The sequence below is a fragment of the Akkermansiaceae bacterium genome, from assembly GCA_019634595.1.
Taxonomy (GTDB): domain Bacteria; phylum Verrucomicrobiota; class Verrucomicrobiia; order Verrucomicrobiales; family Akkermansiaceae; genus Luteolibacter.
Genome location: JAHCBC010000002.1, coordinates 740,812 through 760,446 on the forward strand (window position 1 = coordinate 740,812; position 19,635 = coordinate 760,446).

Here is a 19,635-nt window from a genome sequence, read left to right on the forward strand (position 1 = left end):
CGGACGTTGGAGCCGGAATATGGAATTCCTCAGCGGCGGCGGCGGAACGCCAGCCCGAGTCCTGCAATACCGGCGAGGAGACCGGCGGTCGGCTCCGGAACTACCGGTGTGGCGATCGCGAACGCGATGCCGCCGTTGTAACTGCTGTTGGCCAGGAAATTGACCGTGAACGAGTTTCCGGTGGCCTTGATCGGGATGATGGCTCCCCGGCTCACGCTCCCCACGGCATCGGATGCATACATCCCGGGGCTGATTTCGATCAGTGTGCCCGTAGCACCTCCGAAGTCGGACGGATGGATGTCGGCCGTGGGGGCCTCGAGGCCCGAAACCAACTCGATCCGCTGGATGTTGCCATCAGGACGGTTGTCGAGGCTGCGGATGAGGAACACGGACCCTGCGGGGAACATCCCCTCGTCGAGGGCCACCGACATGGTGAATCCCTGCAGCCCGGGGTGGTCGGGTGCCGTGGCACGGAGGGAGAATGTCGTTTCGTTGTCCCGGTGGAGCGTGTCTCCGTTGAGAAGTTCGGCCTCATAAGGCTCGCCGGTATAGTTGATGGCACCCGGGGCGAAGAAGCCGTTGTTGATACTGGTGAAGGTGATCGATCCGGTACCCAGTCCGTTTCCGAAATCGAGGGTGAGGACATTGTCCGGAGATGACGACCAGGAGCCTGTCAGGACATTGGACATATCGACGGTGTAAAGGTCGGTCTGTGCGTGGGCTTGCGAAATGAAGGCAGCCGACAGCAGCGAAACCAACCACAACGGGGTGGCGAGCGTTTTCATGGGGGGTGGGGGGATCTTTTGGGGACGGGGGGCGTCCGCAGAAAGCTGCCCCAAAAAAGGCTGAATTTTTTAGAAAAGTCAACCTTCTTTTGTTCGGATAGCCGTAATATGCAAAATTACCCGGCGGATCCTCAAATTCTCCGCGGGAAAGCGCGCTCATTCGGGGGCACGACTTCCGGGCGAAAATCCCCGGACCTCAGCAGAGGCGGATCATGTCCTTCACAAACTGGCCCCAGAGGAACAGCAGGCCGCGCTTCGAATACTTGAAATGGCCGTCGCCTGTCAGGCGGATGATGCCGGAGGCGAGGTTGTGTTCCACCTGGCTGCGCATTTCCTTCTCGATGCTGTCCTCAATCACTTCCGGGTCTGGCATGCGGAGGTCGTCCGCGACTTTCATCCGGACCAGGAACTCCTGATGGTTGGTGAGGATCTGGTGGAAGCAGCTCCGCTCGCACGGGACATGGTTCCAGCGGACGTTCGGCGGGCAGCGGAGGGTGGGAGCGAAGGGGAAATTCGTCGTCCTCCAGATGTTACCCTTCGAGTCATGCGAGGTGATCGAAATGAAGGCGAAGGTGACGTCGCACTGCTCGCACAGGCAGACGGCAGCGATGGCCCGTTCCTCCGGGTGCCAGAACAGGCGGAAGAACTGCTGCATGCCCGCCCATTCCCAGCCGCAGTCGGAGACATGCTCGAAGCCTGCCTCATCCATGGCGGAGGCGGCCTCCGTCGCGTTCGGGAAATGGGATGGATTCGGCAGCGACTTGTGGGAAAGCCGGTTGTCGAGCGGCAGCTTCATCCGCCGGACTCGGGTCAGCAGCTCGATCCACGGCAGCAGGAACCACATCGTCGCTCCCATCGCACCCACCACGACCTTCCCGCTGACGAAGTAGAACAGGAAGAAGGTGGCCCCGAGGAACAGGGCCGCACCCAGCTTCCGCAGCACGAACTGCCGGGAACTGCGCAGCGCAACGGCGAGGACGAACAAGCCGATGACGATCAGGGTTTCACGCATGGGTTGGGAGGCGGAATGGGAAATCTGCGGCCGGAGTGCCGCGGGTGCGAGAACTTTTCAATGGCCTTCCGCGAGGGCGTCCATCAGGTAGCGTGACGGGCGGAAATTCTCGATGAGCACCTCCCGCTGGTCCCCGCGTTTCATGCGGACCTGGCTGATGTTGAAGTTCGGCGTCTTGTGCGGCGCGAACAGGATGTCATCGTGGGTGGAGTTCTCGTGCTTCTTGAACATCTCCGGGATGATGTCCCCGCCGAGATGGTCGTCGCGGCCGGTGGCGAGGTGGCAGGTGCCCAGAACCTTCTCGTCCTGGATGTCCGCGCCGGAGACGGGCAGCACCTGGGTGCCGAAGCCCAGCTCCCCCAGCGTGCCGGTCATCGGGTCATCCTTGAGGCGGGCGTTGTGGGCATCAATGGTCGCCTGGTTGCCGGCGATGAGGGTGGAGGAAATGATGCGGCGGTCCGTGACCTCCAGCACGCCCAGGGTGCCGTCCTCATACTTCATCGGGAACTGGCCGCGGGCGTCGTTCGGGACGAAATAGACCTCGCCGGCAGGGAGGTTCGCCACATCCGGGGTGCGGCCATTGCAGAGGCCGTGGGATTTCTGCGCCTCCTGGTTGCCCAGGCCGAGCCAGGCGGTGAGTACGCGGCCGTCCTCGAGGGCGAAGTCGATCTCGATGGAGTCCGCCTTCGTCAGGGCGGTGCGGAGTTTTTCCGCATCGCGGGAAACTTCGTGGTAGTCCGCGGCCAGTCCGCTGTTGAGGATGATGTCATTCAGCCCGTGCAGCGTCGCGCCGCGGAAGCCGTATTCCTTGCACTTCGCGGTCAGAGGAGCCGTCGCGGAAAAGGTGGAGATGCAGAGGATGATGTCGTAGTTCGGGTAAATGTTGCGGTCCAGGGACAGGTGGTTGCCCGCGGTGTCCCAGACGTCGTCCGCCAGATCCAGGTTCGAGCCGTAGGTGCACTTGTAGGCGAACATCTCCCCGCCCGTCATGCCCAGCTTCTCCATGCTTCCCTTCCTGAGGCCCTCGTAGAAATGCTTGTGGGCGTTCTTCTGGACGGGAAAGCCTTCCTCATTGAGGAAGGCGAAGTCCTTGATGAGTCCCGCAGGCTCATCGAAGTCGATCAGGATACAGACCCGACAGCCCTCGGTCGGGGTGAAAACGGTATCCAGGAGCCGGGTGAGGTTGAACGGGGGGAACTTGCGGTTCTCCGGGTGGAGGAGGATTTCCTCGCGGAGGTAGTCCGGCAGGCTGGGAGCGGCGGCGTGAAGCATAGATGTTGCTAACTTAGGAACGATGCGGCATGCCGCAAGGGGCTATTTTGGAATGGTTCTGCCGGTGTTTTTTCAGACCCAGGAGCGGGTGAGCAGCTCCTTGAGCCGCTCCGCATCCGTGGCGGACGTCTTTGCCACGAACCCGCGGGCATGGGCGAAATGGACGTCGGCTTCCGCCTCGATGCGGGTGAAATCCAGCCCCGGATGGTCATTGTGGCGGGAAAGCGCATAGCCCGCACCACGGCGGTCCGGATACACCAGCCCGGCGATGCCCTGCTCCTCCGGCGGCAGGGACTGGATGTAGCGCCCCATCCCGGAGGACGGCTCGTCCGGCAGCGGCTCGATCCTAGGCATGGCCAGCACACGGAACGGGCCGGACTCATGGGCGATCTCCCAGACCTGCGCGTTCCGCGAGATGTAGTCCAGCCGCTCGCGCAGGTTCCGCAGGTAGGAAAGAAGATCATCACCGATCCATTTCATCGCCTCCCAAAGTGTGTCCCCCGGCGCGAGCGCGGTGGTGGAGGCGAACCTGCGCAGCAGCGTGAGGTCCACGGGCGACTGGAGTTTCGACAGCGTCTCCCGTTCCACGCCCAGCCAACGGGCGGTCTCCACCGGCCCACGGGTGTCGAACCATTCCGCGGGCTCCAGCCAGTCACAGAAGGCGCGGGCGTCATCGTAGATACCCAGATCCATCATCACCAGGCTCAGCGCGCACATCGGCGGATGGTCCTTCGGAAACTGGTGGTGGTCGAAGTTCCCGCGGGCGGCGTCATGCTCGCCCCCCACATCGACCACGGCGGTGGAAAGGTCGTCCAGATCCTCCCGGGTCGGCTCGCGGCGCACGACGGGCGCCTGGTGCACGGAGATGAGCAGGCAGCAGGCGAGGAACTCGTCTTTGTGGGAGCCGCCGGGGTGGGTCAGGATCAGGGAATAGCTCATGGGGCGATGGTTGGAGGAAAGGCACTTTAGACCCGGATCGGGACATGGGAAGAATTTTGCGGAAACAGGAAATGAAGGCTCACGCGCTTTTTGCCGGACTTTCATCGGATCTTCATCCATCCGGGTAAGCTATCCGGCCATGGACAACGAAACACTCCGCGCGGTGCTCCCACGGCAACTGCGCTTCTGGTCGCTCCACTGCACGCTCAATGCCCTGCCCAGCCTCGCCATCGCCCTCGGTTGGCTGGGCCTGTGGCAAAGTGGTCACGCCATCCTGGCCATGGTGTCCGCCATCGTTTCGTTCATCCTCCTATATACACTGGCGACTTCGCTGATCCGCCCGCTTGCTGACGACGGCAGCATCCTCTCGCGGGCGCTCAAGCTCGGGACGAAGATCCGCGTGTGGATCTCGGTAACCAGCTTGCCGGCCATTGCCACCGGCGGTGGAGCCTTTTTTACTCCGGACTTCTGGTGCGGCTTCGGAGCATCTGCGATCGTCAGATCGCTTGGGATCTTCTCGTCGACTGGACGGCTTCCGGGTGTTTTCAAGCCGGAACCCCCGCGGATCGGAGATGCGTCGTTCGGTTTGGTCTATCTCACCACCATGCTGGAGGGGCTGCTGCTCTCCATGCTCCTGTTCATGCTGTCCTTCTTTTGCGTGATTCTGCTCCAAAGACGGGACCGGAAAATGGCCTGCGCGTCCGGAAGTCCGGTTGGGGAAGCCGTGAATTGAGACGGATTCGCCGGAAAAGCTTGAAAATCACGCCTTGCCAGCGGCGGGAAAAGCGTGCATAGCCCCGGCCCCGCCCGCGCCGGGAGGTCCACTCATCGCCATTTCCCATGTCACTCAAGATCCGAAACCTCGCCATCATCGCCCACGTTGACCATGGGAAGACCACTCTCGTTGACCAGCTCCTCCAGGCTGGCGGCACCTACCGTGAGAACCAGGCGCAGCAGGAGCGGGCGATGGACTCCATGGACCTGGAAAAGGAAAAGGGCATCACCATCAAGGCGAAGAACACCTCCATCCACTGGGAAGGCTACACGATCAACATCGTGGACACCCCGGGCCACGCCGACTTCGGCGCGGAGGTGGAGCGCGTGATGAAGATGGTGGACGGCGTGCTTCTCGTCGTGGACGCCTTCGGCGGTCCGCAGGCCCAGACCCGCTTCGTTCTCCGCAAGGCTCTCGCCGAGGGCCTCAAGCCCATCGTCGTCATCAACAAGATCGACCGTCCGCTGGCCGACCCGATGAAAGTCCACGACCAGGTGCTGGAGCTGTTCCTCGACCTGGACGCGACAGAAGACCAGTTCAACGCCCCGTTCGCTTACGGCTCCGCCCGTGACGGCTATTTCATGGACAAGCCGGACGACGAGAAGGTGGACTGCATCCCCCTCCTCAAGAAGATCGTCGAGTTCATCCCCGAGCCGAAGGCCGATCCGGAAGCTCCTTTCTCCATGCTGGTCTCCAACATCGAGTGGGACAACTTCGTCGGCCGCGTGGCCGTCGGAAAGGTTCTCGGTGGCAGCGTCCAGAAGGGCGACACCGTCTGGCTGATCCGCAAGGACGGCACCAAGAAGCAATCGAAGGTCATGAAGACCTTCAGCTACTCCGGTCTTGCGACCACCGACTCCGAAGGTTGCTCCGCCGGCGGCATCGTCGGCGTTGCCGCAGGCATCGATGACGTCGATATCGGTGAGACCCTCGCCGGTTCCGCCGATGCGGAAGGCCTGCCCTTCGTCGAGATCGACCCGCCGACCGTGTCCATGCAGTTCTCCATCAACGACGGCCCGCTGGCCGGCAAGGAAGGCAAGCACGTCACCTCCCGCGCCATCCGCGAGCGCCTCATGCACGAGCTGAAGACCAACATCTCCATCCAGGTGGAGGACACCGACCAGGCCGGTGTGTTCAGCGTGTCCGCCCGTGGCGCCATGCAGATCGCCGTCCTTGTCGAGCAGATGCGCCGCGAGGGCTTCGAGGTCTGCGTTTCCCGTCCGACCGTGATCTACCGCCGCGATGAAAACGGCAAGCTGCTCGAGCCTTTCGAAACCCTCTACGTCGAGGCTCCCGGCGACTACGCCCAGGGCATCCTCAAGAGCATCTCCAACCGCAAGGGCCTGCTGGAGAACATGGACACGGAGGCTTCCGGCCGCGTGTTCATCCAGGCGTCCATCCCGACCCGCGGCCTCATCGGCTTCGAGACGGAGCTGGTCAACCTGACCTCCGGCCACGGCATCATGTCCCACCTCTTCAAGGAATACGCCGAGCACGCCGGTGATATCGTCACCCGCACCACCGGCACCCTGGTTTCCATGGACTCCGGCGCGGCCACCACCTATTCGCTGCAGGCTCTGGAAGAGCGCGGCATCCTCTTCGTCGGCCCGAACGACGCGGTCTATGCCGGCATGCTCGTCGGGGAGAACCCGCGCGTCGGCGACCTGCCGGTGAACCCGGTGAAGGAGAAGCACCTGGACAACATGCGCTCCTCCGGCAAGGACAAGACCTCCAAGCTCACCCCTCCGATCCGTTTCTCCCTTGAGCGCGCCATCGAATACATCGACGCCGACGAACTCGTGGAAGCGACTCCGAAGAACATCCGCCTGCGCAAGCGCATCCTGGACGCCAACGCCCGCAAGCGCGCCGCGAAGGGGCCGAGCGTCGAAGACCGCAGCAACCGCGGTTGATCGGCAGGAGGCACAAGTTCTCCCAATTTCAGAAAGGGCGGCATTCGTGCCGCCCTTTTTCGTCGGGTGGCGCTCCGGAATTTTCGGCTTCCTGGGCGCGGGCCTAATCGAATGGCTTGGTGTCGGTGGCGAAATGCTTCCCTGTTACTGCGCATTATTCATACTTATATCTTGCATGGATGGAGTGCACTTCCTACGTTCGCTTCTTAAACCCATGAACATTTCGCGCCCGCTTCTGCTGGTTTCAGGTACCTTGGTCTCGTTGATCGCCCATGGCGTGGCGGTATTGGGCGAAGCGGCACGAAATGCCGCCGGGCTTGGATTCAACGAACGGTTCGGCATCGACCGGCTGGCGGCGGGTTTGGGGAGAGTTACCTCCAGACAGTTCAAGGAGCTCCAGTTCGAGGTGTGGGAATACCTGTCCTTTGGGGGCATGGTCGTCGTGCTGGCTGCGGCCTTTGCCGGCATGGAGAGAGGCTCCAGATGGCTGCCGGTGGCCTACCTCGCCGTCCTGGTGGTGTTGGGGGGCTGGAAGGGACTTCTGATGGTGGTCTATCTGCCGGTTTTTCTCTTCAATCTGGTCTTCGAACCGCTGCCGATGGACGGGGAGTTCTTCGCCGACTCGGTCGCCCGTCACATGGGGGCGGGCGTCTGGTTGCTGGTGCTGTTGGTCTGGTCGCTCTCGGGCTTCATCAAGTGGCGTCCGAAGTGGCTGATGCCACCGCGCGTCCGCCACATCATCTGAGGAGGATCCGGGTGTTGGGCCATCCGGCGGAACCATATGGATTGGCACCCCGGGGGGGGCGGAGCGGTCCATCACCCTCGCGCTGTTCATCAGAAAGAGATGACGGCGTGGCGGTCCGCAGGGGGCTAAGAAAACCCGGGTCCATTCGTTTGAATAAACACACGGAGAATCCGTCTGAAAGAAAGCAGCCCCCGACCGTCATGAGATTCGCCATTCCATTCATCCTTTCCGCCGTGGCCCTTGGCGCGCTCGCCTGCTACTTCGGGAAGCTCAATCCCATCGAGCTGCCGCCTGGAATGGCGGAAAAGCACCGGACATCGGAGATCCTCTCCGCGAAGTGAGCGGTGCACCGTCCTTCATCATTTGAAATTCCGCTTCGTCCGGGTAGCGTCAGCCATCCTTCATGGCCGACGTCTTCACCCCTGAGAAACGCTCCTACGTGATGTCCCGCATCCGCGGCGGCAACACCAAGCCGGAACTGGCCCTGCGGTCCATGCTCCACCGGCTGGGCTACCGTTTCACCGTGAACGGACCGGGGAACAAGACGCTTCCCGGCCGGCCGGACCTCGTCCTGCCGAAACACCGCACCGTCATCTTCGTCCACGGCTGTTTCTGGCATGGTCATGAACATTGCCCGGACTTCCGCATCCCGGCCTCCCGCACCGACTGGTGGACCAGCAAGATCGGGGGCAACCGCGCCCGCGACCTCCGCGTGGAGAATGCCCTGCGCTCCATGGGCTGGCATGTCGTCACCATCTGGGCGTGCGCATTGAAGAATGCGAAAGCGAGGCTGTGGCTCGAACCCAGATTGGGAAAGCTGCTTGGAGCGCCATCTGCCGTCCCGTGAAGGGACGGGGCCGGTTGCCGGAACGGAGCGCGGACTTCAGTCCGCTTGGTTTCGCAAAGGCCCGGTTGGGTTCAGCGCCTGCGGCGCAGCAGAGCCAGCGCACCGGCCGCACCGATCAGTGCGAAGGCGGATGGTTCCGGCACCGCCATCGGCAGGTTGCCCTTGAAGGCGGAATATTCGAAGGTTCCGCCACCGGTCAGGGAGTCGGAGATCAGCGTGCCCTGGATGGTGCCGTTGCTGAATTTCACATGGGCGTCCGGAGCGAGGACGCTGCCAAGCACCGTCAGGCCCGCCAGATTGAGGGAAGTTGCCTCGTGGAAATTGAAGAGCACGTTGCTCTTGTCCGTCCCTTTGACGGACAGGCCCAGGTTCTGGAAGTTGATCAGGTCACCGGCCACGTTGATGACCACCGTGGAACCCGTCGGCGCGTTGATGGACATGCTGCTGGCGGACTGGAAGTCGGCCGCCTTGATGGTGAAGGTGTTCAGCGCACCGTCCGTGCCGGTGAAGACCAGGTTCCCGTAGCTCAGGGAGTAGTTGCTGTTCGCACCCATGTCCGCCAGCTTGTCGGAGAGCGCGCCGTATTGGGACTTCGCCGCTGCGAAGTCGATCAACTTGCCTTGGGAGGCGGTGCCGTCGGAGATCTTCACGTTCGTCAGTTTGGTGGTCCCGCCGACCAGCAGGCTGCCCTTGTGGACCACGCTGTTCGAGTAGTCGAGGTTGCCACCGACCACCAGCGAGTAGGTGGAGGAAGAGGGAAGCTGCTCGCCGAGGCCATAACCGGAGAAGGTCGCGCTGCCGCCGATGGCCGCCGCACCTTTCGACTGGGCGTTCGACTGGTTCACATCGCCGAAGACGAAGTAGCTGTAGCCGGAAGCCTCGCCGAGATTCTGGGCACCGGCCGTGGACACCGCGGCGACGAAGGCCAGGGCGAGAGACAGGCATGCGAGGAACCTGTGTGCGGAAAAACGGATGTGTTGCATGGGGGGAGCGCTCGGGGGAACGCGGGGTGGGGGGTTCGGGGGAACGGCGCTACATTCACCCAATCCCTTGGTTTTGTCGAACAGATCCGGCCATGAACGGGTCACGCAATCGCGTGTATCCCTACTCCCGTATGGGATCGGACGCTTTTAACTCAGAAGTCCAGCAAAGTTGTGCGTGAATCCAGCCTTCATTCGAAGTCATCCATCAGCGTCCGCCGGTTCTTCCTCCTTTCCTTCCGATGCTCGATCTGGCGGAGCTGCTTCGGGGTCAGTTCCTCCTCCTTGTCGCGCCATGACTTGCCTGAGTCACCGGCCATGATGCAGCCGAGCGGGCGGATCTCGCCGATGACTTCGGCGAGGTTGAACCTAGCGATCTGGGCTTTGACTTCGGCGGCGTTCTTGTAGGCGACAGGGGTTTCGCTGAGGTCCGGCTTTCCGCAGTACCAGCGGATGTCGAGGCCGGCGGTGGAGCGCTGGATGGCTTCCGCGGCCAGATCGCCGGGGTAGCGGCGGCGCAGTGCCGTGCGCGAGAGGTTCCGTCCCGCGCCGTGGGGGGCGAAGGAAAGGAAATCGGCATTGTCCGCGCCGAGCACGATGAGGATCGGCTCCGCCATGTTGAGCGGAATGAGGCCGAGCAAGGGCCTGCCATCGGCATCCCGCCATGCGGGCGTGGCTCCCTTTCCGTGGAAGAAGACATCCCCGCGCTGCCAGACGAAGTTGTGCTCGTTGGCGATTTCCGCGACGGAGGCCGCGCCGATGTTCTCCAGGAAACGGCGGTGGATCGCGCGGTGGTTCGCCTTCGTCCACAGGGCGACGTATTGCAGGGCCTCCCAATAGGCGGGACCGTCCCCGCTGCGGGCGTCCAGCCACGCCGCGCTGTCAGGCACGCGTTCCGCCTGGCGGGCGGTGTGCTTCACCGCGGCGATCTGGCCGCGCTTGAAGACGTGCGCGCCCAGGCCACGCGACCCGTGGTGGGTGACCAGCACACGCCGCCGTGTGCCCGCCACCAGCTTGTCCGCGAGCACGCCATGGCCGGTGAGGCGCAGCATGGCCGTCATCTCCGGTGTGATGTCGATCTCACCGATGAAGGCGAAATGGTTGCCGTCTCCCTGGTCCGCCATGTGCAGCTTCGCCCGCTCCTTCAGCCCGGTGAGGAAAGGATTCGTCCACACGTCCTCGTCGTGCACCGGGTCATCCACCAGCAGGTCGAGGTGGCGGTGGCCCGTGCCGAAGCGGGTCGCGGTGGTGAGTGCGTCCAGTTCCGCGCCGATGTCACTACGTTCATCGTAGAACGTGGCGAACATGGAGCAGCAGATGTCCGAGGAGTGCGCGGAGGGAATGATGGCGTTCTCCACGGCGATGGCTCCACCGACGGGGATGGACGCCTCCTTTCCGCCCATCGGGCAGGCGTCAGGGAGGATCGCGCCGCGGCTGATGACGGGCGTCTTCAGCAACGTCTGCATGTGGCGGCGGACCGCATACAGGTTCTCCTGCGCGTCCTTGCCGGATGCCTCGATGGCCTCCGCCAGCGGTGCGGGTGTTTCGCGCATCGCCAGCTTCGGCGGTGGTGCACCGAACTCGCGCCGGATGAGCTTGAGCACGTATTTCGGGTCGGTGAGGCCCTTGGCCTCCAGTTCGGAAAGCCGCCGCATCATCAGCGGAAGACGGTCGTCATCCGGGTAGGCGGCGTTGAGTTGTTCGGTGAGTTTCATATGGGACGCGTCGGAGCGCCGGCTTCAGCCGGCTCTGGTAATTCTGGATTCTTGTCGATGAAGCCTCTGGTAAGGGGACCGGCTGAAGCTGGCTCTCCATTTCAGGCGGAGGCCTTGTTGCCGGTGGGCTTGAGGAACAGATCCCAGTCGGGGATCCGGTGGAGGTTGTGGAGCATGTCGATGGCGGGCAGCGGCCGGGGTGGCCGCGGCTTGCGCAGCAGGGTGAGTCCGGCTTCCTCCGGCGTGCGCGCGCCCTTCCGGTGGTTGACGCGCCGGTCGGACAGGACGCAGTTCTCCCAGGAAGTGGAACCGCCGCGGGAGCGGGGGATGATGTGGTCGATGTTGCCCTCGCCCGGTGCCAGCGCACGGCCGGTGTACTGGCACCTGCCGCCATCCCGCTGCCAGATGCCGCGCGGACCGAGGCCCGGTTGGTGGACCGGCATCCGGTCGTAGCGGTTCAGCAGGATCACCGTGGGGATGCGGACGCGGCCTTTCGTCGTGCCGATGGTTGGAGTGCCATCGACTGTGGGAAGGGCGCGCCAAGCTTCCCAATCCAGCGGCTGGATGGACTCGCCGCCGGTGATGTCCAGCGCCCGGGCCGTCCCCGCACAAAGGTGCGTGAACGCTTCCGCGGGGGTGATCGCGTCGATGGCGGTCCAATGCCGGTTGAGGACGAGGACGGTTCGGTCTTGGAGGAAAGTGGTCATGGCGGAACAAGGTGGGGCTAGGAAAATCCGGAGCTGAAACCCCGGCGATGGAAGCGGGCGGGCGGAAACAAAAAACCCGCTCCGGTGAGGAAGCGGGTGGGGCGGAAATCCTTTGTCAGACGGGATTTCAGGCACCTCGCGGTGCCAGCCAGCTTCCTTCGTGGCCGGTCATGAAACGATGCGATGTCCCCAATGACATTCCGCTCCATGACGCGGCCGCGCGCTCTCCGGAGAGATAGCGTTTCGCGTTGGATGTGGGAATGGGGAGGCGCATGACAGTGCGAGTTGATAATCTAACAGATATGTCCCGTCAAGGATGGAGTAAGGAGGGTGGACACTCCTGTCCACCGGCTGCAATGGGAACTCATAGCAAAAGGATTTCAGGATGGATCCGCCCCTCACGCCCACCGCTAATGCCGCCGGAGGACAAGAATGGGAGCGAAGCGGACATAGCGGCTCTGCCGCAATGTCCTCCCTCCTTACGCCAGCTCCTTCAGATCCGCGCGGGTCGAACGATAGGAGGTGTCGAAGGCGAGGATCCCCGGATCCGGTTCGATGCTACGGGACTCGCAGTAGCTCCGGTAAAGGTCCGGCCACCAGTTGCGGTGTTCCGTCAGGCCTTCCGCCTTCCACTGGTCCCAGCAGTCGAGGATGCGTGCCCAGCATTCATCGCCATACTTCACCGCTTCCGCGGGGGTGGGCATGTCCGCAACGTACCATTCGCGGCCGATCTTCGAGTGCAGCACCTCGTCCGCCCAATCGTAGTCCTGGAAAGTGGCGGCGAGCGGCGAGTGCGCCTGGCGGCTCACCTCCCATTCATACCGCTTGCCCGTTTTCGGCATCAGCCCCTGCTCGATGAAATAGAGCACCGCATGGCGCTCCTTCGGCTTCAGCGTCAGGTTGAGCTGGCGGGACCAGGTGGAGTTGATCATCACATGCCGCGGCCAGTCGATGCCCTCGCTGGCGAATCCCACCTCGCCCATCATCGCGTGGCGGGCCTCATCCCAGAGCTGGCGGGTCATGTCCTGGTAGTATTTCCACGGCTTGCCCTTCGTCTCGGTGATGATCCCGGACATCATCTCCGGCACGTCGATCTCGCGCAGCCGCTTGTAGAACATCATCAGCACCTTCAGCTCCGGCGGCTTCGTTTCATCGTAGAGGAACTGCTCCGCGTTCACACCCATGTTGTAGGGATCCGGGAAGCGTTCATCGCGGTTGGGCGTCCCATCGTATTGGTAGGGCTTCGAGGAAAACCAGCGCGTCGGTTCACTCCCCATCGCGGGCGCGGAACCATCCAGCCCGCCTGCCGCAGCCAGGCAGACATGCAGCAGATCGCTCCATTGCCGGTCGCGCTCCGGTGGCAGCAGGGCGCGGCAGGCTGCCGTCCCGTAGGCGGTGATCTCCTCCAGATCCATCAGCGCGATGCGTGCGATGCGCATGGACGGCGCGTCCGCCAGCGGATGCACATCCGCCACATATTTCTCCAAGGCCGCCTTCAGTTCCGGAAAGGCGATCCGATAGACGCCCTCCACCAGATCCTCCGTGGTGGGGGAGCAGAGGATCTCATCGAAAAACACCGCCAGCGCGGGGTGGGGGATCTTCTCCAGCCCCAGCGGTGGCTCGCGCATTTCACCCACCCGCGCGCGGAAAAGCGTGTCCGCCTCCGCGGCCAGGTAGCCGTGGCGGCTGAATGCCATCTTCAGTTCATACAAAGGCTCCGCCGTCAGCCGGGCGATGACGATCCCGTGCAGCCGCCAGAACGCGTAGTGGAACCGCTTCAGCCGGTTCACCGACTCCCCGACGGCCAGCCCCTCCTTCAGCGCTTCTTCAAAGGTGGTGATGCCCGCGAGGGCCGGAAGCCCGCGGTGCGGCTGCGGAAAGGTGGGTTTCATGATGGGCGGATACCATGGATACGATCCGCCGCCGATGGAATTTCACACCACATCTTCCCAACGAAAAAGCCGGCCTGGATCACTCCGGGCCGGCTTTCGGGAAATGCGGCGGCGGATCAGGCCAGCGCCTGCAGCTTCGCCTTGAGCTGGTCCTTGGTGACGCTCGCTCCGACGATCTGGTCCTTCACCTCCCCGTTCTTGAAGAAAAGGAGCAGCGGGATGGAGCGGACGTTGAACTTCACGGCGAGGTCGCGCGCGTCATCGACGTTCACCTTGCCGACCTTGGCCTGGCCTTCCAGCTCGGCGGCGACCTGATCGATGACCGGGCCGATCATTTTGCAGGGACCGCACCATTCGGCCCAGAAATCGACGAGGACCGGCTTGTCGGAATCAAGGACCTCTTCTTGGAAGTTCGCGTCTGTAAGTTTCAGAGACATGGCGGGAAGATGGATGCGACTTGCCCCGCCGTCAAGGCGGGGTGCGGGGTGGGGAAAGGACTGCCCCGGGGGCGTCTGGATGCGAAAAGAGCCGCCCCGCGGTGAAGCGGGAGCGGCTCTGTTGAAATTCAGGGAAACGCACGAACTCAGATCAGCGGAAGCTGTCCGGCGGAAAAAGCCAGGAAAGCGACGATGCCGGCGAGCACGATGTTGAGGATGGTGAGAGCCATGGAATGTCGGTGGGTTTGGGATTATTCGAAGAGCTGGCCCCATTGGCCGGACTTTTCGTTGTCCGGTGCGCTGATCCAGGAACTGGCGGTGTCGAACTGGAAGTAGAGCACGACCAGAGCGGCCACGAAGCCGACGATGGAAAGGATGTTGGCGAGGCCGGACTCCTGGACTTCCTCCTCTTCCTCCTGACCGGAGCCGAAGCCCGCGGAGTAGGTGGGAGTCAGCGGGGAACTCGGTGGGGAGAGTTGGACGGTTGCCTTCGGCAGGGAAATGGTGGCACCTGCGGTGGGAGCGCCTGGCAGGGAAGGACGTGCCGCCGGAGCCGTCGGGGAGGCAGGGGATGCCACCGGGCCGGATTTCAGCGGGATCGTCGGAGCCGGTTTCGGGATGCCCGCACCGGGAGCGGTCTTGAGAGGGATGGTGGCCGCAGGAGCGGGGCGGGGTGCGCCGCCGGTGATTGGTGCGGTCGGGGCCGGAGGAGCGGTCCGGACGGTGGGGGCTGCCGGGGCCGTCGGAGTCGGTGGACGCACGGCGGGAGCGCCGCCTGGGGAGGCTGGAGGAGCGTCGGCGGCTTTCAGGGTCACGCGGACGGTTTCCTTTTTCAGCGGGATGCTGGAGGTCTGTTTCGACGGGGTTGGATCGTTTTCGCTCATTCGCTGGCGGGGTTTTTGGAAGCTGTAAGACGTGACTAAGGCGATTTGCCCCGGACGTGTCAAACCTCCAGCGCGGGAAATCTTTCAATGACGGCCGGATTTTTTAAAAACCTCCGCGGAAATCTCCGCAAACCGTTAGGAAAGTGAAGATTTTCATGGGATTCCCGGCCCCGCCCGGCTCACTATCCGCCCCGCCAACCATGTCCGAAAAGACCGCCATCAGCCCGACCCGTGCCCAGGATTTCCCCGAGTGGTACCAGCAAGTGATCAAAGCCGCCGACATGGCGGAAAATTCCGAGACCCGGGGTTGCATGGTCATCAAGCCGTGGGGCTACGGCATCTGGGAACTCATCCAGCAGCAGCTCGACCGCATGTTCAAGGCGACCGGGCACCAGAACGCCTACTTCCCCCTGCTCATCCCGCTTTCCTATCTGGAGAAAGAGGCGGAACACGCCGAGGGTTTCGCCACGGAGTGCGCTGTCGTCACCCACCATCGCCTTGAGGCCCAGAAAGACGACGTCACCGGAAAGACGAAGATGATCCCCACCGGAAAGCTGGAGGAACCCTACGTCATCCGCCCCACCTCGGAGACCATCATCGGCGCCGCCTTCTCCCGCTGGACCCAGTCCTACCGCGACCTGCCCCTGCTCATCAACCAGTGGGCGAACGTCATGCGCTGGGAGATGCGCCCCCGCCTGTTCCTCCGCACCGCGGAGTTCCTCTGGCAGGAAGGCCACACCGCCCATGAGACGAAGGAGGAGGCCATCGCGGAGACCAGGCTCATGCACGGCGTCTATGAGGAGTTCCTGCGCGACCACCTCGCCATCCCCGTCATCCCCGGGGAGAAGTCGGAGAACGAGCGCTTCCCCGGCGCGGACATGACCCTCACCGTCGAGGCCATGGTCCAGGACCGGAAGGCCATCCAGGCAGGCACCTCCCACTTCCTCGGCCAGAATTTCTCGAAGGCACAGGACATTTCCTTCACCGGCCGGGACGGCACGAAGCAGCACGCCTACACCACCTCATGGGGCGTCTCCACCCGCATGATCGGCACGCTCATCATGGCCCACGCGGATGACGACGGACTGGTGCTGCCACCCCGCGTCGCCACCCAGCAGATCGTCATCATCCCCGTCACCCCGAAGGAAGACACGAAGGAAGCCGTGCTCGCCTCCTGCCAGGCCCTCGCGGAAACCCTCCGCCAGAAGCTGTTCCACGGCGATCCCCTCCGCGTCCATGTCGATACCCGCGACATCGGCGGCGGCGTGAAGAAGTGGGAGTGGATCAAGAAAGGCGTGCCCATCCGCATCGAGATCGGCCCGCGCGATGTGGAGACCCGCAAGGTCTGCGTCCAGCGCCGTGACCAGGCCTTCGGCGAAAAGCAGTTCGCTGAGAAAGACGAGTTCATCCAGTCCGTGACCGACCTGCTCGACCAGATCCACCTTTCCCTCCTCACGAAGGCCACCGCCTTCCGCGACGCGAACATTGTCCCCTGCGAGTCGCTGGAGGAGTTCGAGAAACACTGGTCCCAGGACAGCTCCGGCTGGCTCTACACCCCATGGGGCGGAACTTCGGAAGAAGAGGAGCAGATTTCGAAGAAACTCAAGATCAGCATCCGCTGCATCCCCGTGGCGGAGGCGAAGCTTCCGGAGGCCATCACCGGGAAATCCGGCGGCAAGTGCTTCCTCACCGGCCGCGATGCGCAGGTCTGGGCCATCTGGGGCCGCAGCTATTGATCCCAAAATACCGTGAAGAGGCTCCTCTCCATTGGATGCGTGCTGCCGCTGGTGGCCCTGCTGCAGATTTCCTGCACGCAGGTCGTCGGTGAGCGTGTCGGCCATGCCGCGGATTCCGACATGGGAGGGGCGATCAAGGACCTCCGCAGGGCCTCCCGCGGGGACTTCCGGGAGACGGCCTATCCGTCGAACTCCATCACCAGGGCGAAGGAGTTCGTCGCAGCGGCACAGAGCGGCGATGTGGAAAAGATGATGGGCATGACCAGCGCCATCACCCTGCGGAATGATGGTGCCGGAAAAACCAGGAACGAGATCTACCCCAGTATCGTGCGCGGTCTTTCCGGAGCCAAAGTCGTCTGGAAGGGAAAACCACAGCCGATGACCGATGAAACCGGAAACAAGGGGTTTATCATCGCCGGAGAAGCCGTGAAGCAGGGAGTGACGCCATTTTTCATCGTCGTGTTGAACGAGGGTGGGAGGCACGTGGTGGTGAGCATCCGGAAGGAAATCTGACTGCCGGTATCCGCGGGATCCTCACCCCTCTTGTGAATTTCATTTAGTGGTTGCGCAATCTGTTGCCGGCCAAAGGAAAGGAATTGTCCGCCCGCCCGGAATCTGGTGTGTCTGACCAGCCGGTCCCTTTCCCTCCTCATGAAATTTCCCCTCATCGCTGGTCTAGGCCTCCTTTTTTCCATCCTTTCCGCCAGCGCGGCTCCACGCGAGTGGACGGATCAGGCGACCGGCCGGAAAGTCACCGGAGAGTTCGTCTCACTCGACGGCGATCAGGTCACCCTTTTGATCGGAGGCAAGGAATACAAGATGCCGGTGGCGAAGCTGTCTCCGGATGACCAGGCGTATCTGAAAGTCGTGGGTGAAATGCCCGCTCCGGCTCCTGAAGCTGTTGCTCCGCAGCCTGCCCCGGCGGCGGTTGGAAAATCTCAGAAGGTGGACATCACCCAGAAAGCCTATGCCGATTGGACCGGCTACTACTCGGGACGCTTTGGAAAGAAGCTCAAAGCCTTCTATGACAAGTCAAAGGGCATTGTCGATGCTGCGGAGGTCGATACCGGCCTCACCACGGAGACGGCGGTGGCGTGGGAGAAGTCCGCCGCCAATGGTACCGGCACCATGATTCTTTACGTGCCGCCGAACTACGATGGCTCGGAGGCGTTCGGCGTTCTCGTTTATATTTCGCCGGGAGATGGAGCAGTGAGCCTCCTGCCGGGATGGGACAATGTTTTCCAGGAAAAGAAGCTCATCTATTGCTCGCCATATGGCGCCGGCAACAAGCAGGGGGATATGCGCCGGATTGCCCTGGCTCTGGACTCCGTGGCAACCGTCCGCGCAGGATACAAGATTGATCCAAACCGTCTGCTCGTCTCGGGAACCTCCGGAGGAGGTGCCGAGGCCACCACCATCGGCGTGAACTATGCCGAATTTCTCGCCATCGATTGCTCCCGCGGCACCTACCCGGATCATGAATTGTGCTTTCCCTATCTGGACTCGGGAGACATCCGCGAGGTGGCCCGGCAAAAAAAGCGCTTCGCATGGGTCAGCGGGCCGAAGGACCGGAACTACGCCTCGATCAAAGGCGGTGTTGCCGCCTGGGAGGCGGCCGGGGTGAAATCGAAACTTTTCGAGGATCCCAACCAAGGTCACGCTGCTGCCACGGAAGATCTTCTGCGCCAGGCCATTACCTGGATCGAGGAAAAACCCACGAAGTGATTTCTGCCCTGCGACTTCCCAATGAAAACTCCATTGCTTTCAGTGTTAGCCCTCCTTCTCACGTCTCTTTTGGGAGGCGCGGCCCCGCGCGAGTGGACGGACCAGGCGACCGGCAGGAAAGTCACCGGAGAGTTCGTCTCGCTCGACGGCGATCAGGTCATCCTTTCCATCAATGGCAAGGAATACAAGATGCCGGTGGCGAAGTTGTCTCCGGATGACCAGGCGTATCTGAAGGTGGTCGGTGAAATGCCCGCTCCCACGCCAACCGCCGCTCCGGAAGCAACGCCCGCTGCCCCGGCGAAATCCACCTCGAAGATCCAGGGGCCGGTTGAGGTGGATGGATCCAGCTATTTCTACTACATCCCCGCCTCCGCTCCGGAGGGGGTGAAGCTGCCGCTGCTGACCTATACCGGATCCCTGGGTGCGGACGCGAACACCGTGAAGTCCATGATCGAGGGGGCGGAGATCTGCGGCTGGATGGTCGCCTGCTGTGTCCAGAGCAGCAACCGTGTGGATCCGGAACTGAACCAGACCCACCTGGCCAAGGTGGTGAAACACATGGTGGCGAACCAGCCCGTGGACCCGAAGCGTCTTTACTTCTCCGGCCACTCGGGAGGGGCCCGTATGGCATTCCGTGGCTGCAAGCGTCTGGATGGTGCCGGGGTCATCGCCTACATCGCCGGGGCTCAGGATGATGAGATCTCCAGGACGGACCGCTATTTCATCATCAGCGGCGCCACCGACTACAACCGCTATGACACGGCCACCACCTATAAGGCCGCGCGCAAGGTTTCCGCCTACCGGCTGCACACGGAGGGCCATACCAACGGCCCCGGTTGGCTCATGACGGAAGGCATGATGTGGCTCCAGTCATTCTGGGATGTGGACACCCAGAGCACCGCCCCGTCCCGCGCCGCCTTTGAAGCCGCCTCCATCGCGTGGATCGAGAAAACCAAGGGATCCGCCCCCCACCGCGCCGCATGGTGGGCACGGTTCCTCAAGACGCAGGGAGTGAGCGCCCCGCACCAGCCGAAGATCGCCGCGCTGGACGCCGAGCTTTCCCAGACTCCGTCGAACGAGGCCTACATCAAGGGCATCGCGGACATCGAGGAATTCGCGGACGATGTCCTGGCAAAGATCAGCATCTACAGCGAGAAGGGCCACACCACCCCGGAGATCCAGAAAAAGTGCGACAAGATGATCGAGGCGCATGCGGAGACACCCTGGATCAAGGACGTCTTCACCGCACTCAAGAACAAGACCGGCAACTGATC

Annotated in this window: 19 protein-coding genes; 9 read left to right on the forward strand and 10 right to left on the reverse strand. The window is 62.8% G+C overall.

Annotation, left to right across the window (positions count from 1 at the left end; genetic code table 11):
• Positions 1–29 precede the first annotated feature (29 nt).
• From KF712_08940 to KF712_08955, 4 genes are all read right to left on the reverse strand, one after another.
• On the reverse strand, positions 30–785 hold the full coding sequence (locus tag KF712_08940) for a PEP-CTERM sorting domain-containing protein (protein MBX3741102.1): 756 nt from the start codon (positions 783–785) through the stop codon (positions 30–32).
• A gap of 196 nt (positions 786–981) precedes the next feature.
• Positions 982–1,797 carry a hypothetical protein gene (locus KF712_08945; protein MBX3741103.1) on the reverse strand — a complete coding sequence of 272 codons (816 nt, stop codon included), beginning with the start codon at positions 1,795–1,797 and terminating at the stop codon, positions 982–984.
• Positions 1,798–1,854: 57 nt separating this feature from the next.
• Entirely contained in the window at positions 1,855–3,045 is a 1,191-nt protein-coding gene (locus tag KF712_08950) for a hypothetical protein (protein MBX3741104.1), read from the reverse strand.
• Positions 3,046–3,141: 96 nt separating this feature from the next.
• Positions 3,142–4,008 (reverse strand): MYG1 family protein, encoded by an 867-nt coding sequence (locus tag KF712_08955; protein MBX3741105.1) that lies wholly within the window; start codon positions 4,006–4,008, stop codon positions 3,142–3,144.
• Positions 4,009–4,147: 139 nt separating this feature from the next.
• Here KF712_08955 and KF712_08960 point away from each other — a divergent pair, with 139 nt between their 5' ends.
• The 5 genes from KF712_08960 to vsr all read left to right on the forward strand — a co-directional run bounded on the left by KF712_08960 (position 4,148) and on the right by vsr (position 8,285).
• Positions 4,148–4,741 carry a hypothetical protein gene (locus tag KF712_08960; GenBank protein ID MBX3741106.1) on the forward strand — a complete coding sequence of 198 codons (594 nt, stop codon included), beginning with the start codon at positions 4,148–4,150 and terminating at the stop codon, positions 4,739–4,741.
• Positions 4,742–4,848: 107 nt separating this feature from the next.
• The gene (gene typA, locus KF712_08965) at positions 4,849–6,693 is read left to right on the forward strand and encodes a translational GTPase TypA (GenBank protein ID MBX3741107.1); all 1,845 of its coding nucleotides are present in this window, start codon (positions 4,849–4,851) and stop codon (positions 6,691–6,693) included.
• Between the two features lie 214 nt (positions 6,694–6,907).
• A complete protein-coding gene (locus KF712_08970; protein ID MBX3741108.1) occupies positions 6,908–7,438 on the forward strand; it encodes a hypothetical protein in 531 nt (176 codons plus the stop codon).
• 200 nt (positions 7,439–7,638) lie between these two features.
• A complete protein-coding gene (locus KF712_08975; GenBank protein ID MBX3741109.1) occupies positions 7,639–7,779 on the forward strand; it encodes a hypothetical protein in 141 nt (46 codons plus the stop codon).
• Positions 7,780–7,841: 62 nt separating this feature from the next.
• Positions 7,842–8,285: a DNA mismatch endonuclease Vsr gene (gene vsr / locus KF712_08980; protein ID MBX3741110.1), complete on the forward strand. Its 444-nt coding sequence runs from the start codon at positions 7,842–7,844 to the stop codon at positions 8,283–8,285.
• Positions 8,286–8,356: 71 nt separating this feature from the next.
• Here vsr and KF712_08985 read toward each other — a convergent pair whose 3' ends face one another.
• The 6 genes from KF712_08985 to KF712_09010 form a co-directional block, all read right to left on the reverse strand.
• Positions 8,357–9,268, reverse strand: a complete 912-nt coding sequence (locus KF712_08985; GenBank protein MBX3741111.1) for a choice-of-anchor A family protein — start codon at positions 9,266–9,268, stop codon at positions 8,357–8,359.
• A gap of 188 nt (positions 9,269–9,456) precedes the next feature.
• Complete coding sequence (locus tag KF712_08990) at positions 9,457–10,980, reverse strand: RtcB family protein (GenBank protein ID MBX3741112.1); 1,524 nt, start codon at positions 10,978–10,980, stop codon at positions 9,457–9,459.
• Between the two features lie 101 nt (positions 10,981–11,081).
• Entirely contained in the window at positions 11,082–11,687 is a 606-nt protein-coding gene (locus KF712_08995) for an HNH endonuclease (protein ID MBX3741113.1), read from the reverse strand.
• Between the two features lie 479 nt (positions 11,688–12,166).
• Entirely contained in the window at positions 12,167–13,579 is a 1,413-nt protein-coding gene (locus KF712_09000) for a hypothetical protein (protein MBX3741114.1), read from the reverse strand.
• A gap of 116 nt (positions 13,580–13,695) precedes the next feature.
• The gene (gene trxA / locus KF712_09005) at positions 13,696–14,016 is read right to left on the reverse strand and encodes a thioredoxin (protein MBX3741115.1); all 321 of its coding nucleotides are present in this window, start codon (positions 14,014–14,016) and stop codon (positions 13,696–13,698) included.
• Positions 14,017–14,267: 251 nt separating this feature from the next.
• A complete protein-coding gene (locus KF712_09010) occupies positions 14,268–14,900 on the reverse strand; it encodes a hypothetical protein (GenBank protein MBX3741116.1) in 633 nt (210 codons plus the stop codon).
• Between the two features lie 200 nt (positions 14,901–15,100).
• On the opposite strand from KF712_09010, the gene proS reads away from it, so the two are divergent.
• From proS to KF712_09030, 4 genes are all read left to right on the forward strand, one after another.
• Positions 15,101–16,636, forward strand: coding sequence for a proline--tRNA ligase (gene proS / locus KF712_09015; GenBank protein ID MBX3741117.1), 1,536 nt, complete (start codon positions 15,101–15,103; stop codon positions 16,634–16,636).
• Positions 16,637–16,648: 12 nt separating this feature from the next.
• On the forward strand, positions 16,649–17,149 hold the full coding sequence (locus KF712_09020; protein ID MBX3741118.1) for a hypothetical protein: 501 nt from the start codon (positions 16,649–16,651) through the stop codon (positions 17,147–17,149).
• Positions 17,150–17,287: 138 nt separating this feature from the next.
• Positions 17,288–18,361: a hypothetical protein gene (locus KF712_09025; protein MBX3741119.1), complete on the forward strand. Its 1,074-nt coding sequence runs from the start codon at positions 17,288–17,290 to the stop codon at positions 18,359–18,361.
• A gap of 42 nt (positions 18,362–18,403) precedes the next feature.
• Complete coding sequence (locus KF712_09030; protein ID MBX3741120.1) at positions 18,404–19,633, forward strand: hypothetical protein; 1,230 nt, start codon at positions 18,404–18,406, stop codon at positions 19,631–19,633.
• The last annotated feature ends 2 nt before the right edge of the window (positions 19,634–19,635 follow it).

What these genes read in the sequence shown, in the direction of transcription:
- KF712_08940 (MBX3741102.1), bottom strand. Translation starts at nt 785, where the DNA reads ATGAAAACGCTCGCCACCCCGTTGTGGTTGGTTTCGCTGCTGTCGGCT.
- KF712_08945 (MBX3741103.1), bottom strand. Translation starts at nt 1,797, where the DNA reads ATGCGTGAAACCCTGATCGTCATCGGCTTGTTCGTCCTCGCCGTTGCG.
- KF712_08955 (MBX3741105.1), bottom strand. Translation starts at nt 4,008, where the DNA reads ATGAGCTATTCCCTGATCCTGACCCACCCCGGCGGCTCCCACAAAGAC.
- KF712_08960 (MBX3741106.1), top strand. Translation starts at nt 4,148, where the DNA reads ATGGACAACGAAACACTCCGCGCGGTGCTCCCACGGCAACTGCGCTTC.
- typA (MBX3741107.1), top strand. Translation starts at nt 4,849, where the DNA reads ATGTCACTCAAGATCCGAAACCTCGCCATCATCGCCCACGTTGACCAT.
- KF712_08970 (MBX3741108.1), top strand. Translation starts at nt 6,908, where the DNA reads ATGAACATTTCGCGCCCGCTTCTGCTGGTTTCAGGTACCTTGGTCTCG.
- KF712_08975 (MBX3741109.1), top strand. Translation starts at nt 7,639, where the DNA reads ATGAGATTCGCCATTCCATTCATCCTTTCCGCCGTGGCCCTTGGCGCG.
- vsr (MBX3741110.1), top strand. Translation starts at nt 7,842, where the DNA reads ATGGCCGACGTCTTCACCCCTGAGAAACGCTCCTACGTGATGTCCCGC.
- KF712_08985 (MBX3741111.1), bottom strand. Translation starts at nt 9,268, where the DNA reads ATGCAACACATCCGTTTTTCCGCACACAGGTTCCTCGCATGCCTGTCT.
- KF712_08990 (MBX3741112.1), bottom strand. Translation starts at nt 10,980, where the DNA reads ATGAAACTCACCGAACAACTCAACGCCGCCTACCCGGATGACGACCGT.
- KF712_08995 (MBX3741113.1), bottom strand. Translation starts at nt 11,687, where the DNA reads ATGACCACTTTCCTCCAAGACCGAACCGTCCTCGTCCTCAACCGGCAT.
- KF712_09000 (MBX3741114.1), bottom strand. Translation starts at nt 13,579, where the DNA reads ATGAAACCCACCTTTCCGCAGCCGCACCGCGGGCTTCCGGCCCTCGCG.
- trxA (MBX3741115.1), bottom strand. Translation starts at nt 14,016, where the DNA reads ATGTCTCTGAAACTTACAGACGCGAACTTCCAAGAAGAGGTCCTTGAT.
- KF712_09010 (MBX3741116.1), bottom strand. Translation starts at nt 14,900, where the DNA reads ATGAGCGAAAACGATCCAACCCCGTCGAAACAGACCTCCAGCATCCCG.
- proS (MBX3741117.1), top strand. Translation starts at nt 15,101, where the DNA reads ATGTCCGAAAAGACCGCCATCAGCCCGACCCGTGCCCAGGATTTCCCC.
- KF712_09025 (MBX3741119.1), top strand. Translation starts at nt 17,288, where the DNA reads ATGAAATTTCCCCTCATCGCTGGTCTAGGCCTCCTTTTTTCCATCCTT.